The 15,321-nt window shown below is 72.0% G+C and carries 15 protein-coding genes; 8 read left to right on the forward strand and 7 right to left on the reverse strand.

Translation table 11 applies throughout. From position 1 onward, the window contains the following. Positions 1–59 precede the first annotated feature (59 nt). On the reverse strand, positions 60–668 hold the full coding sequence (locus HC031_RS22985; RefSeq protein WP_167927460.1) for a helix-turn-helix domain-containing protein: 609 nt from the start codon (positions 666–668) through the stop codon (positions 60–62). On the opposite strand from HC031_RS22985, the gene HC031_RS22990 reads away from it, so the two are divergent. Next, complete coding sequence (locus HC031_RS22990; protein WP_240942835.1) at positions 667–1,794, forward strand: NAD(P)/FAD-dependent oxidoreductase; 1,128 nt, start codon at positions 667–669, stop codon at positions 1,792–1,794. The two genes, HC031_RS22985 and HC031_RS22990, sit on opposite strands and share 2 nt — an antisense overlap. 121 nt (positions 1,795–1,915) lie before the next feature. Here HC031_RS22990 and HC031_RS34495 read toward each other — a convergent pair whose 3' ends face one another. Genes HC031_RS34495 through HC031_RS34500 form a run of 3 tightly spaced genes read right to left on the reverse strand, consistent with a single transcriptional unit; the run spans position 1,916 to position 5,334 of the window. After that, complete coding sequence (locus tag HC031_RS34495) at positions 1,916–2,977, reverse strand: serine hydrolase (protein ID WP_167927461.1); 1,062 nt, start codon at positions 2,975–2,977, stop codon at positions 1,916–1,918. A gap of 9 nt (positions 2,978–2,986) precedes the next feature. Beyond that, positions 2,987–3,892, reverse strand: coding sequence for an alpha/beta hydrolase (locus HC031_RS23000; protein ID WP_205863105.1), 906 nt, complete (start codon positions 3,890–3,892; stop codon positions 2,987–2,989). 47 nt (positions 3,893–3,939) lie between these two features. Next, entirely contained in the window at positions 3,940–5,334 is a 1,395-nt protein-coding gene (locus HC031_RS34500) for an alpha/beta hydrolase-fold protein (protein WP_167927462.1), read from the reverse strand. A 517-nt stretch (positions 5,335–5,851) separates the two neighbouring features. Between HC031_RS34500 and HC031_RS23010 the strand changes: the two genes are divergently transcribed. Then, the gene (locus HC031_RS23010; protein WP_167927463.1) at positions 5,852–6,061 is read left to right on the forward strand and encodes a hypothetical protein; all 210 of its coding nucleotides are present in this window, start codon (positions 5,852–5,854) and stop codon (positions 6,059–6,061) included. 48 nt (positions 6,062–6,109) lie between these two features. On the opposite strand, the gene HC031_RS33365 is transcribed toward HC031_RS23010, so the two are convergent. Beyond that, on the reverse strand, positions 6,110–6,535 hold the full coding sequence (locus tag HC031_RS33365) for a barstar family protein (protein ID WP_167927464.1): 426 nt from the start codon (positions 6,533–6,535) through the stop codon (positions 6,110–6,112). Beyond that, entirely contained in the window at positions 6,532–6,969 is a 438-nt protein-coding gene (locus tag HC031_RS23020) for a ribonuclease domain-containing protein (protein ID WP_420813667.1), read from the reverse strand. Before HC031_RS23020 ends, HC031_RS33365 begins: the two co-directional genes overlap by 4 nt. Before the next feature lie 281 nt (positions 6,970–7,250). Here HC031_RS23020 and HC031_RS23025 point away from each other — a divergent pair, with 281 nt between their 5' ends. From HC031_RS23025 to HC031_RS23040, 4 genes are all read left to right on the forward strand, one after another. Next, positions 7,251–8,108, forward strand: coding sequence for an NAD(P)H-binding protein (locus HC031_RS23025; protein WP_338090787.1), 858 nt, complete (start codon positions 7,251–7,253; stop codon positions 8,106–8,108). 119 nt (positions 8,109–8,227) lie between these two features. Beyond that, positions 8,228–8,899, forward strand: a complete 672-nt coding sequence (locus HC031_RS34505; protein WP_167927465.1) for a response regulator — start codon at positions 8,228–8,230, stop codon at positions 8,897–8,899. Beyond that, positions 8,896–10,554 (forward strand): histidine kinase, encoded by a 1,659-nt coding sequence (locus HC031_RS23035; protein ID WP_167927466.1) that lies wholly within the window; start codon positions 8,896–8,898, stop codon positions 10,552–10,554. Before HC031_RS34505 ends, HC031_RS23035 begins: the two co-directional genes overlap by 4 nt. A gap of 360 nt (positions 10,555–10,914) precedes the next feature. Further along, positions 10,915–11,772: a sulfurtransferase gene (locus tag HC031_RS23040; RefSeq protein WP_167927467.1), complete on the forward strand. Its 858-nt coding sequence runs from the start codon at positions 10,915–10,917 to the stop codon at positions 11,770–11,772. Between the two features lie 63 nt (positions 11,773–11,835). Here HC031_RS23040 and HC031_RS23045 read toward each other — a convergent pair whose 3' ends face one another. Then, entirely contained in the window at positions 11,836–12,690 is an 855-nt protein-coding gene (locus HC031_RS23045) for a YunG family protein (protein ID WP_167927468.1), read from the reverse strand. A 245-nt stretch (positions 12,691–12,935) separates the two neighbouring features. Here HC031_RS23045 and HC031_RS23050 point away from each other — a divergent pair, with 245 nt between their 5' ends. Both HC031_RS23050 and HC031_RS23055 read left to right on the forward strand, forming a co-directional pair. Further along, positions 12,936–13,496 (forward strand): hypothetical protein, encoded by a 561-nt coding sequence (locus tag HC031_RS23050; protein WP_205863106.1) that lies wholly within the window; start codon positions 12,936–12,938, stop codon positions 13,494–13,496. A gap of 106 nt (positions 13,497–13,602) precedes the next feature. Further along, on the forward strand, positions 13,603–15,252 hold the full coding sequence (locus HC031_RS23055) for an MFS transporter (RefSeq protein ID WP_205863107.1): 1,650 nt from the start codon (positions 13,603–13,605) through the stop codon (positions 15,250–15,252). The last annotated feature ends 69 nt before the right edge of the window (positions 15,253–15,321 follow it).

Below are 15,321 nucleotides of genomic sequence, written 5' to 3' on the forward strand. Positions count from 1 at the left end.
CGGTCCGAAGGGGCGTATCAACGACAAAGAGTCCTATCAACGACACACGGCCGGCGCGACTACCCGCCTGGTCGTTCGACCGGCTGTTCCGTCTTCGGGCGGGCGCGGAGGTGCGCGCGTTCGCCCTGCGCGCCGAACAGGCTGAGAAACTCGACCGGGGCGGCGTCGGCGGCGCCGAACCAGTGCGGTACCCGGGTGTTGAACTCGGCCGCTTCGCCTGGTGAGAGCACCAGATCGTGTTCACCGAGGACGAGCCGCAGCCGTCCGTTGAGGACGTAGAGCCATTCGTAGCCCTCGTGGGTCTGCGGGGCGGGCTCTCTCCGGTGACTGCTGGCCGGGATCACGAGCTTGTACGCCTGAATGCCGCCGGAGCGCCGGGTCAGGGGCACCATCGTCATGCCGTGACGGGTGACCGGGCGCAGGTGGATGCGTGGATCTCCGGTGGGTGGGGCGCCGACGAGTTCGTCGAGCGTGACGCCGTGAGCTCTGGCCAAGGGGAGCAGTAGCTCGAGGGTCGGCCGGCGGGCGCCGGACTCCAGCCGGGACAGGGTGCTCACCGAGATGCCGGTCGCTGCCGACAGGTCGGCCAGCGTGGTGTCGCGTTGCCGGCGCAGCGCGCGTAGCCGGGGTCCGACCACACCGAGCACCCGGTCGAGGTCGCTGTCCATGTCACCAGTTTGCCAGATCAGCAACGTAGTTTGCAGCAGCGGCTGCCGGGCCTGCATGGTCGTCGTGGAGGTGGTCACGATGACCGAGCGGCTGCGGGACGGCTATGGCAGGGACGGGTACGGCAGGGACGGGCACGGCAGGGACGGCTATCGCAGGGACAGCTATGACGTGGTGGTGGTCGGTGGCGGCGCTGCGGGGTTGAGCGGGGCGTTGATGTTGGCGCGGGCGCGGCGGTCGGTGGTGGTGATCGACGCGGGCGCGCCGCGCAACGCCCCCGCTGCGGGCGTGCACGGGCTCCTGGCCCGCGACGGGATGCGGCCGACCGACTTGCTGGAGCGCGGCCGGGCGGAGGTCCGTGGCTACGGCGGTCGCATTGTGCCCGGTGAGGTGGGCGCCGTGGCCCGCGATGACGACCGGTTCGCGGTGACGCTGGTCGACGGCCGGACGGTCCGTGCGCGGCGGCTGCTGGTGGCCACCGGGCTGGTCGACGAGCTGCCGGACGTACCGGGGCTGCGCGATCGCTGGGGCCGGGACGTGGTGCACTGCCCGTACTGTCATGGCTGGGAGGTTCGTGACCGGGCCATCGGTGTGCTGGCAAGCGGACCGTTGGCGGTGCATCAGGCATTGCTGTTTCGGCAGTGGAGCGCCGACGTCACGTTTTTCTCCCACACCGCGCCGCCGCCGACCGACGAGGAGGCGGAGCAGTTGGCTGCCCGTGGCATCAGCGTGGTGGACGGTGAGGTGGCGTCGCTGGAAATCGTGGAGGACCGGCTCACGGGAGTACGACTGAGCGACGGCACGGTGGTCGGCTGCGAGGTGTTGGCGGTGTCGTCACGGATGGCGGCGCGCGCCGACTTCCTGTCGGCGCTCGGGCTGCGGCCGGCGGAACATCCGGCCGGGGTGGGCGAGCACATCCCCGCCGACCCGACCGGCCGAACCGACGTGCCCGGGGTTTGGGTCGCGGGCAACGTCACCGATCTGGCGGCCCAGGTCGGTACCGCCGCGGCGGCGGGCGCTACCGCGGCGGCCGCGATCAATGCCGACCTGGTCGCCGAGGAGACCCGCCAGGCGGTCGCCGCCTACCGGGACCCGATCTCTGCCGCGCCCGGAGCGCATCCGGCCTGACCTGTGAGCGAAGCGGCTCCATCGACAGGGTGCGTGAGCACGGACCGGGCGGTGGCGCCGCTGCGCGCGCGACTTCGAGGGGCACGTGAGTTCATGGCCGGCGCGGATACCGGCTGAGCTGTCACAGGCCGGTACTCGGGTCCGGCACCGTGACCGGCGCCGGCGTCGGCGCGCCGAACACCGTCGCCACCGTGTCGCTGACCGCCTGCACCCCGGCGTCGATCGTGCCGCTGCCCGGTGGCAGGTGGTACATCACCGCCACCACGTACCGGGCGTTCGGCCCGGCGAAGCCCACCGTACTGGTACACCAGTGTTTTCCGCCCGGGTCCGACTCGATCGACCAGCCGTCCTTGGTGCCCGGCTGCTGCGCCGGCCCGGCCGCCCACACACCCCACTGCTGGATCGTGCCGACGTGGCGCATCGCGTTCATGATGTAGTCCCGGTCGGTCGCGTTGAGCTTCTCCAGCACGTACGACATCAGCCGCTGCAGATCCTCGGCCGAACATTTCATGAACCCCCAGTACCGGGGGAAGCCGGGCACGAAGGTCAGGCCCGTCATGCCGTACACCTGTTGGAAGCGGGGCACCATCGTGTCTTTGCCGTAGCGCTTCCACAGCGCGTCGGCCGCGTCGTTGTCCGACGTGCTGAACATGGCCGCGATCTGCTGACGGGCCGTGGAATCGACGGTCACCTCGCCGGCGCGGGCGCGCTCCAGCACGCTGGTCGCGATCGCCAGCTTGATCGTGGAGCTGGTCCACATGACGTGGTCGGTGGTGCCCGCCCGCCATACGGCGCCGGTCTGCCGGTCCCGGACGATGATTCCCAGGTACCCCGGCTTGCTCTTGACCAGGGCGGTGGCGGCATCGAAGCGGCGCTGCTGGTCGCAGCCCCACTGCCCACAGGAGGCGGCCGCGTCGCGGCTCGCCGACGGCGTCGGCGAGCCAGGCGTCGCCGACGCGCTACCCGCCGTGGGCGACCCACCGGCGGAAGCCGACGGCAGGTGGCCGGCGCTGACCCATTTCACCTGCGCACCTTTCGTCTGTCCACCGGCGCAGCCGCTGAGCGGCACCGCCAGGCTGAGCAGCACCGCCAGGCTGAGCAGCACCGCCAGGCTGCGAAATACCGCCAGGCTGGGCCCTTTCGCCGTGACCGGTCCGGTGATGGGTGTCCGTCGCCTCGTCACCCGGCGAGACTACTGCCCGCGTCTCCAGCCCGCGTTGAGGAACGCCACACAATCGGAGACGGCCGGGTACCAGCCATCGGGGCCGTGCCCACCGGGCGGGTGGACCACCGTCACGTTGACCGAGTGTCGCGTGAGGATCGCGGCGAACCGGTCGGCTTCGCCGTGGATGGATCCCACCGTCAGCGGAGTGTCCTCATCGGCTCCTTCGACCAGGAAGAACCGCAGTTGGCGGGAGGTGACGTCGGAGACGAGCCGATCGGGGGCGTGCGCGGGGCTGTCGGCGCCGAAGACCCCGTCGGGGTCGTCGGCGTGGAAGTAACCGCCAAACGAGGCGACCTGGCTGTACAGGTCCGGGTGGCGCAGTGCCAGGACGGCCGCCCCGTACCCGCCCATGGAGAAACCGGCGATCGCGCGCAGTCGGGCGCTGCGCCGGTGATTGCCCTCGGTCTGCTGGATGACCGGCCCGGTGAGGAAGGACTCGAGCGCGAAGCGGCCGCTCGCGTCGTCGCCCCACTCGGTGTCCCAGGTACCGGCCCGTCCGTCGGGGGCGGCGACGACGAACGGCACGCCTGTGCGGCACATGGCCGCGTCGAGTGCGCCGACCTGGTCGTTGAGCGTGGCCTCCGGGTCACCCGGGTACCCGTGCAGCAGGTACAGCACCGGCAGGTCGGCGCGATCGGTGCCCGCCGGATGGTGGATCCACACCCGCCGCTCACCGTCGGGGGCGCTCGCGTCGGGTACGGAGGCGATCCGGTCCCAGCCGCGGGAGCAGACGCCTGCGGGTCGCGCCCGGCCGGTCCCGTGCAGCAGCGCCCCGGCGACCGTGGCGACGAGGCAGAGCGCCACCGCGGGGCTCAGCCTGCGGGCCGTCCGCGCGAGATGGGGGAGGAGGCGGCGTGCCGGTGTACGTCGCATCGGTGTACGTCGCATCGGTGAACGTCACACGCGCGGCCCGTGGCGGCTCAGCGCAGCCCGGCGTCGGCGCTCAACCCCGGCAGGACCCTGGCGAACGCGTCGCTGGCGAACTGCCAGTTGTGACCGCCGATCCCGGTGAACTGATGCACCTTCAGGCCTCCTTTCGCCGCCGCCGCCGCGAGCTTACGCGCCACCGCCAGCTTGTCGGGGTCGTTGATGCCGGCGGCGAACCAGCCCGTCATTCCCGCGTAGTGGCGGCTACGTAGCAGCCGTACCGGGTCGTGGTCCTCCATCGCCGCCTTCGACCCGCCGAACAGCGCCAACCGGGTGTGTTCCCGGTTGCCCAGATTAGGCCATTGGTCGCCGGCGAGATCGACGAAATGCCGGAAGACGTCCGGGTGTCCGAGCGCCAGGTCGAGCGCGCAGGTGCCGCCGGCCGAGAACCCGGCGATCCCCCACCGGCCGGGGAACTGCGGCACGCGCAGGGTCCTGGTCACGAACGCCGGGACGTCGGTGGTCAGGTAGGTTTCGGCCTTGCCCCGCGGGCCGTCCACACACTCGGTGTCGCCGGTGGCCGAGCCGTTCTGGTCGACGAAGAGCAGGATCGGTGCCCGGCCGTGGTGGGTGGCGGCGTACGCGTCAGCCGTCGCCATGGCCCGTCCGGAGGTCGGCCACTGCATCGGGCTACCGGGCGCCCCGGACAACATGACGATCACCGGCAGCTTGGTACGCGCCGACGTGAAGTACGCCGGCGGCAGGTAGACGCTGCCGGGCCGGTGGGCGAAGTGCGACCTCGTGGCCGGCGGGTCCAGCGCGACGAGCATCCCCTTGTTCCGGGCGAGGAAACCGCGGGGCGGAAGCGGTCGGGAATCGCCCAGCGCTCCCCGGAAGGGTGCCCTGCCGCCACGGATGTGGCCCTCGAGGAACCGACCGTCGATCAGCCGCGTGTGTCCGAGCAGATCGCCGACGGTCGGCCAGACCCCGTACTCGTTGTTGATCAGTAACAGCGCGCCGCTGAGCGTCAGCGGCACCGCTGCGGCGGCCGCGGCCCGGCGCAGCGCTCCCGGCGCCGTCGCGATGGCCGGGAGTCCGATCAGCGCGGCCAGAGCGAGGAAGACCCACAGGGCGAAGGAAGGGGGGTACGGCTCCACGACCGTGCCCGTCAGCCGCAGGATGGCGGCGGCGGCTCCGGTCAGCACGGCAGCGGCCAGCATGACGACCGGCAGTCGGACGGTCAGCCAGCGCCGTGGCCTGGAAGCCCCCCGTCTGGAAACCCAGGAGCCGATCAGCGCGAGCGCCGCCAGCACTTCGAGTGTGGGGGCGAGGGCCGGTCCCAGCAGCGGGATGCCGTCGAACCGACCGGCGCGCGCCGCCCGTACGGTCAGGATCGCCGCCACCGTGATCACCGACAGCCCGATCATCAGTGCCGTGACCGCCGGCACCGTGATCCTGCGGGCCGGAACGGCCGCGGGAACGGTCGCCGGATCGGTCGTCCGACCGGGTGCGGCCGCGCCACGCCGGGCCGGGAGCACACGCGCTGCGGCACGGCGCATGAGCCGGGCGGGGAGCCCTCGTGTCCTGCTCGGGGCAGCGGGGCGCTCAGGTGGCGCGACCTGCCCGCGATCCGCCGTGGTCGGTGGGCGGGTCGGCTTATCGGCGAAGGGACGCTGGCTCACCGCCTCCATGATGGCGCTCCCTGTCGACCCCTGCGCACCGCAAACGGGTCGCCGGGGTGGCGCAGGAGGGGTCGCACGCAGATGGCGTCACATCACGCATCCGGCGCAGTAAGCACAGAAGGTTCCTTTCGCTCATACGGGTGCAGCAACCGGTATGACCGGCATCACCAATGCTGTTGGTCACGAGATCAACACGCTGCGTGTGCGGAATGTGCCGGTTAGGGTCAAGTCACACCAGAACCACCGGGCCCGCCCGGCCGCCCCTGTCCCCCGCGTTGGAGCCATGAAGCCACCGAAGAACCACCGGTGCGGAAAGCACGTCGTCATCGCCAACCCCGCCTCGCAGATTCCGGTCTGGGTGGCCTGCGGGGTCCACCGCGCCGGCGAGCGGCAGATCCGTGACCGCTTCGACACGATCGTCCGACTGGAGTTCTACGGCGAAGAGATCCTGCGGCTGGGGTGGACCGTTCAGTACGGGATGCTCGACCGCTAGCTCGTCGATCGCCTCGTCGATCAGCTCGTCGGTCGGCTTGTCGATCGACTACGGCGGCGGGGCCGCCGAGGTGATGCGCTGCCGGAGTGCGGGTTCGTCGGCCGGCGCACAGCGCAGGAGCACGACCAACCGGTCCGGCTCGCGGGTGGCTACTCCGCGCAGGACGGCCAGTAGCGTGCGTAACTGCGCCTGCGGCTCGTCGGCCAGCAGGTGGACGGCGTCGTCGACCACGACCGTCAGGGGCGCCTCTGCGACGAGATCGGCCAGGCTGTCGGCGAGGGCGTCCCAGTTGCGGCCGAAGTACTCCGGCAGTGACAGCCGCGCCGCCCACTCCGAGAACAGGCCCGCTCGACTGCGACATGCCCGCCCCTGTACGTGGACGGCGCCAGCGTGAGCGGTGCCAGCGTGGACGGCCCGGTCCGGCGGTGCGCCGGTCGACAGGCGCAGCCAGGGTGCGAATGAAGATGGCGTCACAGCTTGTAGAAGTCGGCGTAGTGGTCGGGCGAGTACCAGGTCGTCCCGGTCGACCGGTTGACGACGATCCGGTACGCGTCGCGGTGTGCTCCGTAGGGCCTGGGGTAGACGTCGTACTCGTAGTAGGTCGCGCCTGACGGCAGTTGGCCCTCGTAGTTGTTGTACTGCCCGCCGGCGAAGTTGTACTCACCGTCGCTCCAGTGGTACCAGCCGCGCGAGGTGGGGAAGCCGAGGCTCTGCCAGCCGCTGCGGGCGGTCCGGGCGTCGGCGCAGCCCGTGATCGTGCACGAGCTGTGCGCGGCGGCGAAGGCTCGCGCGGCGGTCGGGGGCGCCGCGACGGCCGGGCCCAGCAGCGCGGCGCCTACCAGGACGATCGTCAGGGCGACCGACCGGGCGAGCGTTGCCATGAAGCGGAGCCGGCGGGCCGGCGTCAGCCGCTGCGGGTGGGCGGCGGGGGTGGTGTGAGCGGTCACGGAGACCTCCGGTGCCGAGGGCTGGCCCGGGTGCGGGCCATATCACGAAACAGTCTTAATAGATTCTCTGTTGTCGATGTGAACGGGCGGAACACCCTCGGCGGAATATTCATTGACCGTGAACGAATGATTGGCCGTGGCCGAATGATCGACCGTCCGGCGCCGTGTACGGGCGGCAGCGCTGACCCGGGCCGCTTACGATCGACCGGGAGCTCCGACGGAGAGTGTCGACGGGGAGCTCGGTGCGCGGTGACCGCGACGGGGGCACGCCAATGATCCTGGTGACCGGAGCGACCGGGAACGTCGGCCGTCAGGTGGTCGACCAACTGCTGGAAGCGGGCGAGCGGGTGCGCGCCACAAGTCGTGACCCGGCGCGTGCCGGACTGCCGGCAGAGGTCGACGTGCGCCGCGCCGACCTGCGCGATCCGGACACCCTGCCGGCCGTACTGGACGGGGTCGACCGTGCCTACCTGTTTCCGGTTCCCGGGCAGGTCGGCGGGTTCCTCGCCGCCGCCCGCAAAGCCGGGTTGCGCCGGATCGTCCTGCTGTCGTCGCAGGCGGTGACGTTCGACCCGCGTGACGTGATCGGGCGGGCGCACGCCGAGTACGAGCGCGCGGTGGAGGAGTCCGGCCTGGCCTGGACCTTCGTGCGGCCCGGCGCCTTCATGGCCAACGACCTGGCGTGGGCGCCCGCGATCCGCGCCGACGGTGTGGTCCGGGCGCCGTACGGCCGGGCGGCCACCGCGCCGATCCACGAGCGCGACATCGCGGCGGTCGCGGTGCGGGCGCTGCTCGACGACGGGCACGCCGGCAGGGCGTACGAGCTGACCGGCCCCGAGTCGTTGACGGCCGTCGAACGGGTACGGCTCATCGGCGCGTCGATCGGCCGCGACCTCCGGTACGAGGAGCAGCCGCCCGACGAGGCACGGCGACAGATGGCCACCCACACGCCACCGGCGATCGTCGACGCCGTGCTGTCGATCCTGGCTTCCGCCGTCGGCGCGGGCGCGCCGGTGCTGCCGACGGTCGAGGAGGTCACCGGTCGACCGGCCGCCTCGTACACCCGGTGGGTCGGCGACCACGCGGCCGATTTCCGCTGACGCCGTCTCCGACACGCCGCTGACCTCGGCATACCGTCCGTGACCCGGAGCAAACCGACCCGCTAGGGTGGGCAGTCCCGGACTGGAGAAGAGACGGTCCGGAGAGGAGACGGTGAGGCGTGAGCGACGACAGTGAGATCCGGGTCTTTCTCGTCGACGACCACCGGGTGGTGCGTACCGGGCTCGTCTCCTATCTGGCCACCGAGCCCGGCATGACGGTCGTCGGTGAGGCCGGCAACGGCCGGCAGGCCCTCGACGAGATCGCCGTGCTCGCCAACCACGGCCGGCTTCCGGACGTGGTGCTGATGGACCTTCAGATGCCCGGGATGGACGGCATCGAGACGACCGCGGCGATCAAACAACGGTGGCCGGACGTCGAGGTCGTCGCCGTCACCTCGTTCGTGGAGGAGACGAAGATCCGCGGGGCGCTGGCGGCCGGCGCGGCCGGCTACCTGCTCAAGGACGCCGACGCGGGAGAGGTCGCCGATGCCGTCCGCGACGCCGTCGCGGGCGAGGTCCACCTCGACCCGGCGGCGGCGAAGGCGCTGACCGCCGCGCTGCGGGCGCCGAGGTCGGCCGCCGACTCGCTGACTCCCCGCGAGCGCGAGGTGCTCGTGCTGATCGCGGAGGGCGGCACCAATCGCCAGATCGCCAAGCACCTCGGGGTCGCCGAGCGCACCGCCCGCACGCACGTGTCCAACATCCTCGGCAAGCTCGGGCTCGCCAGCCGTACCCAGGCCGCCATGTGGGCCGTCAAGGAAGGCCTGGTGGCGGGGCGGGAGCCGGCGTGACGACCGATGACCGAACGGCCCCGCCGCCGGCGTGGGGGCCGATGGCCGCGGTGCGGGCGTCGGTGCACAGCACGTCGATGCCGTCCGAACCGGTCATCGAGCCGGTCCCGGTCAGCGACGCGAGCCTCGACGCCCAGTTGCTGGCGCTGTTCTTCGACCGGGTTCCGATGGGGGTCGCGGTATTCGGCACCGACATGCGGCTGCAGCGGTGCAACAAGACGTGGACGGCGTTCTACGCGCACTACATGGGTGTGCCGGCCGAGTACACCGCGCCGGGCCGACACGCGTTCGAGCTGATGCCGGGCAACGAGGACGACCTGGTGCGGCTGTTCGAGGTGGCGCTCGCCGGTCAGGTGCTGCGGCAGGCTGCGCAGCGGATCGTTGTGGACGATCTCGAAACGTACTGGGACGTCGTGTTCGCGCCGCTGTTCGCCGACGGGAAGGTCGTCGGCGTCGTCGACATCATCACCGACGCGACCGACCGCGTGCTCGCGTTCCGCCGGCTCGAAGACCGCATCAGCGCCTTCACCCGGATCGCGGCCGGCATGACGGTCGACCAGCCGTTGGAGGTGACGCTGCGCGAGGTGGCGGCGGCGGTGAAGCGTACGACCGCCGCGGTCGGCTGCGCGGTGCTGGCCTGGGCTGACGCGAATGCCGACGGGCCGGTCGCCTATGTCGACGCAGCGGCCGGCGACGGGTACCCGGCCGCCCTGGTGGCGATGTGGCAGCAGGTCCGGCCCGCCGTCACCGACGCCGCCGCACTGCCCCGGCTGGAGGTGCACCGCGGGTTCCGCGGCGGCGCGCTGGCCGACGAGCGGTTCGCCGTGCTGCACGGGTACTGGCGGGACGGCGGCTGGGACGACCTCGTCGTCGTCCCGCTGACCTCACAGGGCCGTGGCTTCGGCGAGCTGTACGTGTTCCTGCCCGACGGCTACCGGCTGGCCGAAGACGACGAGGCGTACCTGACCGCGCTCGCCGACCAGGCGGCGGTCGCGGTGCAGAACGCCTCCCTGTTCGGGACCGCCGCGCAGAACGCGACGCTGATGGAGCGGCAGCGGCTGTCGCGCGAGCTACACGACTCGGTCAGCCAGGCGCTGTTTTCGATGACGCTGCACGCCCGCGCCGCCGAGCGGCACTTCGCCGCGGCGGGGCTCGCCCCCGACGCGCCCGCGGCCGCCGAAGTCGCGAAGCTGCGCGAACTGACCGCGGGCGCGCTGGCCGAGATGCGGGCGCTGATCTTCGAGCTGCGTCCGGGCGCGCTCGCGGAGGAGGGCTTCGCGGCGGCGCTGGGCAAGCAGGCGGCCGCGATGGCGGCGCGCGAGCAGCTTCCGGTCGAGGTGGTGGCGCCCACCGAACGGGTTGCGCTCGCGCCCGCGGTCGAGGAGCACCTGTACCGGCTGGCGCTCGAAGCCCTGCACAACGCGCTCAAGCACGCCGGAGCGTCGCGTCTGCGGGTCACCATCACCGCCGGGGACTCGACGGTGAGCGTGGTCGTCGACGACGACGGCATCGGGTTCGACCCCACCGTGGCGCGCCCCGGGCATCTCGGGCTGCAGACGATGCGTGACCGGGCGGCGGCGATCGGCGGGACGCTGCGGATCGACGCGGCCCCGTCGAAGGGGACGCGGGTGACCGTCGTCGCTCCGACGGCCTGACGGGTGCCGTAGCGGGCTCCTCATCGGTGTGTCCTATTCGGCTGCGACTGCCGTGGCTAGAGCCTGCGGCACCGTCCGCGGCAGGTCGTATGCCGGTGACCTGACCGACGAGCAGTGGGCGCTGCTGGGACATGTGTTCAGCGCGCTGCATCGCGACCATCCTGCGTCACCTGTCAGCCGGCCGTGCACGCCGCCGCCCGGTCCCTCTCGCCACGTGCACGTCAGCCGCTCCTTGCACATTCATCGCGGGACCAACGCGATCAACCATGCCGAAGGCGAGTGCGTCGTCTCGACAGGTGGCGTCCTACAGTCCGAGATTGGCGTCTCAGACTGCGGACACCCTTGTGTATCGTGGTGGACATGAAAGCCAACGAGGGACACCAGCCGAAAGCCCCGCGAGCTGATGGCCCGACGAACCCGAGTGCGGGATGGCCGCCGTTCGTAGACACGATCGGCGACCTCGGCCCCGGGACGGTCCTCGTCGACGTGAGATGGGGTGCCGAGGGCCGCCCGGGGCGCGACGCGTACCGTGCGGGGCATCTGCCCGGAGCCGTTTTCTGCGACTTCGAGGCCGACCTGTTTGCACGTATCGGCGGTCACCCCGCGGGGCTGCCAGCTCCCGAGGATCTGGCAGCGATGCTCGGCCGGCTCGGGATCGCGACAGACACCCCGGTGGTGGCCTACGACGACCTCGGAGGCGTCGCTGCGGCCCGGCTGGTGTGGATGCTCCGCGCCCTCGGGCAGCCGGCAGCCGTCCTTGCGGGCGGCCTCGCTGGATACGCGGGGACACTCGACACCGGTGATGTCACACCCGTCGCGCGCGCGATCGAGGCGCGGCTGTGGCCGGCGAACCGCGTCGCCGACCTCGCCACCGCCGTGTCCCCGGACGTTCGCCTCGTGGACGCGCGCCCCGCGAGCCGCTACCTCGGCCTTGACGAACCGGGCGACACCAGGGGCGGCCACATCCCAGGAGCGGTGAACGTGTTCTGGCGTGACACCCTCGACGCCGACGGCCGCCTGCTTCCCGCGGACCGCCTGCGCGATCTCGTCGACACCGCGCAGCGCGAAGGCTCCGACACACTCGTCTGCTACTGCGGCAATGGCGCCGGCGCCTGCCATCTGCTCCTCGCGTTCGAGCACGCCGGGCTGCCGCCCGGACAGCTCTACGCCGGCTCATGGACCGAATACAGCGCCACTGACCTGCCCGTCGCTCGCTGAACCGGGGAGCCGGTCGCGACCACGCTGGGAAATGGGACACACCCAGTTAGATCGTGCGGTCGGCTAGGTCGTGCGGTCGTCGCCGGACTCCGGAGGGCGGGCGCGAAGGCGGGACAGCACAGCGGCGGCCGTCGGACTCAGGTCGACGGTGGTGACGTCTTTGAAAGGTATGAAGGACGCAGCCCGGCCCTCCGCGACGACGGTGCTGTCCGAGGATGTGAAACCGCACCGTCCGGCGTAGACGCGCACCTCCACCCGTGACCCACCGCCGGCGAGATCTGGGAGGATCAGCTGGCAGAAGAGTCGTAGCTCCCCGTCCGGGATCAACCGGGTCTCCTCGGCCAGTTCGCGCCGGGCAGCCTGTTCGGGATCCTCGCCGTCCTCGACATGTCCGCCGGGCAGACTCCACTGGCCGGGCTCGGCCCGGGCATCCCCGTCACGTAGCTGTAGCAGGACGGCCTCCGCGGGATCGACAAGGAGTACCGACGCGATCTTCACCGGCGGTCCGGCCGGTGCCGGCGCGTGCGGATCGCTCTCGCCGACGTCGTGCAGCTGGGCGAGCACCCGGTGCCGAAGGAGTTCGTACTGCCCACGACAACGTCGCGGCGAGCCAAACGGTTGGGCCACGACGGAACCCGCGGTGACGACCTCGTCGGGGCGGAACTGGTCCCGGGTGAGGTCGACCTCGGTACCGTCGGGCAGACGGTTCCAGTAGTGGCACCCGCGCCGCGTGCCGTGCTCGTAAACCTCGCCGAGGATCAGGTCCCCGCCGAGTAGGTCGTGGACGACCAGGGCGGTGACGCCGCACTGACCGCGCGCCGGGTTCTCCGGTCGCCAATCCATCAGATCCACGGGATCACAGGTATCCGGCCCCCAGGCGTTTCGCATGACGGCTCGCAGGCGCGACAAGGTCACCATCGCCAGATCGTGTACCGCGCCTCTGACATTTTCTGCCGTTCGCCAGCCGTGCAGGCACGGCTCCCGGACAGGTATGGCGCCCCGACCGGCTCCGTCCGATATCGACGGCATCCGGCCGGAATGGCTACGTCATCCGGCCGAGGAGCGGCTCGGCCGCAGCTCGCAGCCCGGGCGGTCGTCACGGCCGACGCGGCCGGACCGCCGCCCGGCGAGAGTGATCGTGTCACCTCACGAAAGGTTTCACGATGTCTCTCACGCAGTGGATCCTCAACGTCGGGCTCCTCGCCTGGGTACTGCTCCGCAACATCGGCGCACGTCCCGTCACCCGGTCGACGTTCGCCGTCCCGCTGCTGATCGTCGGCGTTGCCGCGGTCGCGTTCCTGCGCGGCGTGCCGACCGCCGGCGACGACGTCACCCTCGAACTCGCGGGTGTCGGCGCCGGTGTCGCGGCCGGCGCCCTGGCGACCGCGTTCACCCGCATGTCGCTCCGGCGTGGACGGCTGACCCTGCGCGCCGGGGCCGCCTTCGCAGCCGTCTGGGTCGCCGTCATCGGCGGCCGGGTCGCCTTCGCCGAATGGGCCACCCACTCCGGCGCCCGCGCCGTCGGCGAGTTCTCCATGCGCCACCACATCACCGGCGCTGATGCCTGGACGGCAGCGTGCGTCCTGATGGCGTTGGCCATGGTGCTCACACGGACCGCGCTGACCGCGGCCGTGGCCGGCCACGTACGCCGCCGACACTCCCTCGGCGGCCAGGCGACCGCCGTACCCCGAGAGGCGACCGCCGTCTTCGCTGGCCGGTCGTGACGACGGCCGCGTCCGACCGACCCCCGCTCGTCCCGCCCAGCCCGCCCAGCCCGCCGTCCCGCCCAGCCCGCCGCCCCCCGCCCAGCCTGAAAGGACGCACCCAGACATGCGCAGCCCCGATCCGCAGCCGACCCGTCACCCGCGGCGGTGGTGGATCCACGCGGTCCTGTCGTTGAGCCTGTTCGTCGTCACCCTCGACAACACCGTCCTCAATGTCGCCATCCCCAGTCTCGTCCACGACCTCGGCCTGTCCAGTGGACAGACCCAGTGGGTCGTGGACGCCTACTCCCTGGTCTTCGCCGGCCTGCTGCTGACCGCCGGTTCGCTGTCCGACCGGTACGGCCGCAAGAGGGGCCTGCTGGTGGGCCTGGTGCTGTTCGGCGCCGGGTCGGGGGCGGCGGCGCTCGCCGGCACGTCCGGTCAGCTCATCCTGCTGCGGGGCGTCATGGGTGTCGGCGGCGCCTTCCTGATGCCCGGCACGCTGTCGATCCTCGTGCAGATCTTCGACGCCGATGAACGCCCCAAAGCCATCGGGCTGTGGGGAGCGGTGTCCGCGCTCGGCGTCGCGGCCGGCCCGGTACTGGGCGGGCTGCTCGTGACGCACTTCTGGTGGGGCTCGGTCTTCCTCGTCAACGTGCCGGTGGTCGCCGTCGCCACGGTGGCGGCGATGGTACTCGTACCGGAGTCGCGCAACCCGCACGCCGCCCGCCCCGATGTACCGGGGGCACTGCTCGCCACGGTCGGCATGATCGCGCTCGTGTGGGGCGTGATCGGCGCACCCGAGCACGGCTGGACGAGCGGCCGGGTGCTGGCCGCGGGTGCCGTCGCGGTGGCCGCCCTGGTCGCGTTCGCGGCATGGGAGCGGCGGGCGCCGGCCCCGATGCTCAACCTGGCGCTGCTGCGCGACCGGCGCTTCGCCGGCGCCAGCACGGTTGGCGCGCTGCTGATGTTCGCCCTGGCCGGCTCGACGTTCATGCTCACCCAGTACATGCAGTTGGTGCTCGGCTACTCAGCACTTGCCGCCGGGCTACGGACCGTGCCGGTGGCGCTGGCCGTCGGCCTGACCGCGCCGGTGTCGGCGCAGGTGACCCGCAAGCTCGGTGACGGGCGCACGGTCGCGGCGGGCCTGTTCACGGTCGCGGCCGGGCTGTCGGTCATCGGCCTGCTCGCCGGGCACGAGTCCTGGTGGCCCGTCCTCGGCGGCGGCGTCCTGCTGGGAGCGGGCATCGGTACCGCCATGGCTCCCGCGAGCGGCGCCCTCATGGGCTCACTGCCGAGGGAGCACGCCGGGGTCGCGTCGGCGCTCAACGACACCGTGCAGGAGCTCGGCGCGGCGTTCGGCGTCGCCGTCCTCGGCTCGGTCCTCGCCGCCACGTACCGTTCACACCTGCCACGGGCCGTACCTGATGCGGCGCGCCGCTCGCTGGGGGAGGCCCTTGCCGTCGCGCCCGGTGGTCCGGGCGGCCCCGGCCTGGTCGTGGCGGCGCGCGCCGCCTTCGATGCCGCGATGCACCACAGTCTGCTGGTCGGCGCGTCGGTCGCGGTGCTCGGCGGGCTGGTCGGTTGGCGGTTCATCGGGTCGGGCCGCACCGCCGCGGGTCCGGTCGACGCGGCGTCCACCGACACCCGTGGCACCGACACCGCCGCCGGGACCGCTGCCGCCGGGACCGCTGCCGCCGGGACCGCTGCCATCGGGACCATCGAGATCGGTACCGCCGACAACGCCGACGCTGTGGCGGGGCTGCCGGTGGGGTAGCCCGTCGGTGGGAGAGTCCGCGCCGTGCGCCGGCGGTCGGCAGTCCGGGCCGTGCACGGCGCGGATCCC

The sequence above is a fragment of the Planosporangium thailandense genome (assembly GCF_011947195.1).
Classification (GTDB): domain Bacteria; phylum Actinomycetota; class Actinomycetes; order Mycobacteriales; family Micromonosporaceae; genus Planosporangium; species Planosporangium thailandense.

Excerpts from the sequence above, each read along its gene's own strand:
- HC031_RS23055 (WP_205863107.1), top strand. The coding sequence starts at position 13,603 with ATGCGCAGCCCCGATCCGCAGCCGACCCGTCACCCGCGGCGGTGGTGG.
- HC031_RS23050 (WP_205863106.1), top strand. The coding sequence starts at position 12,936 with ATGTCTCTCACGCAGTGGATCCTCAACGTCGGGCTCCTCGCCTGGGTA.
- HC031_RS23000 (WP_205863105.1), bottom strand. The coding sequence starts at position 3,892 with ATGCGACGTACACCGGCACGCCGCCTCCTCCCCCATCTCGCGCGGACG.
- HC031_RS23010 (WP_167927463.1), top strand. The coding sequence starts at position 5,852 with ATGAAGCCACCGAAGAACCACCGGTGCGGAAAGCACGTCGTCATCGCC.
- HC031_RS22990 (WP_240942835.1), top strand. The coding sequence starts at position 667 with ATGTCACCAGTTTGCCAGATCAGCAACGTAGTTTGCAGCAGCGGCTGC.
- HC031_RS23045 (WP_167927468.1), bottom strand. The coding sequence starts at position 12,690 with ATGGTGACCTTGTCGCGCCTGCGAGCCGTCATGCGAAACGCCTGGGGG.
- HC031_RS23040 (WP_167927467.1), top strand. The coding sequence starts at position 10,915 with ATGAAAGCCAACGAGGGACACCAGCCGAAAGCCCCGCGAGCTGATGGC.
- HC031_RS22985 (WP_167927460.1), bottom strand. The coding sequence starts at position 668 with ATGGACAGCGACCTCGACCGGGTGCTCGGTGTGGTCGGACCCCGGCTA.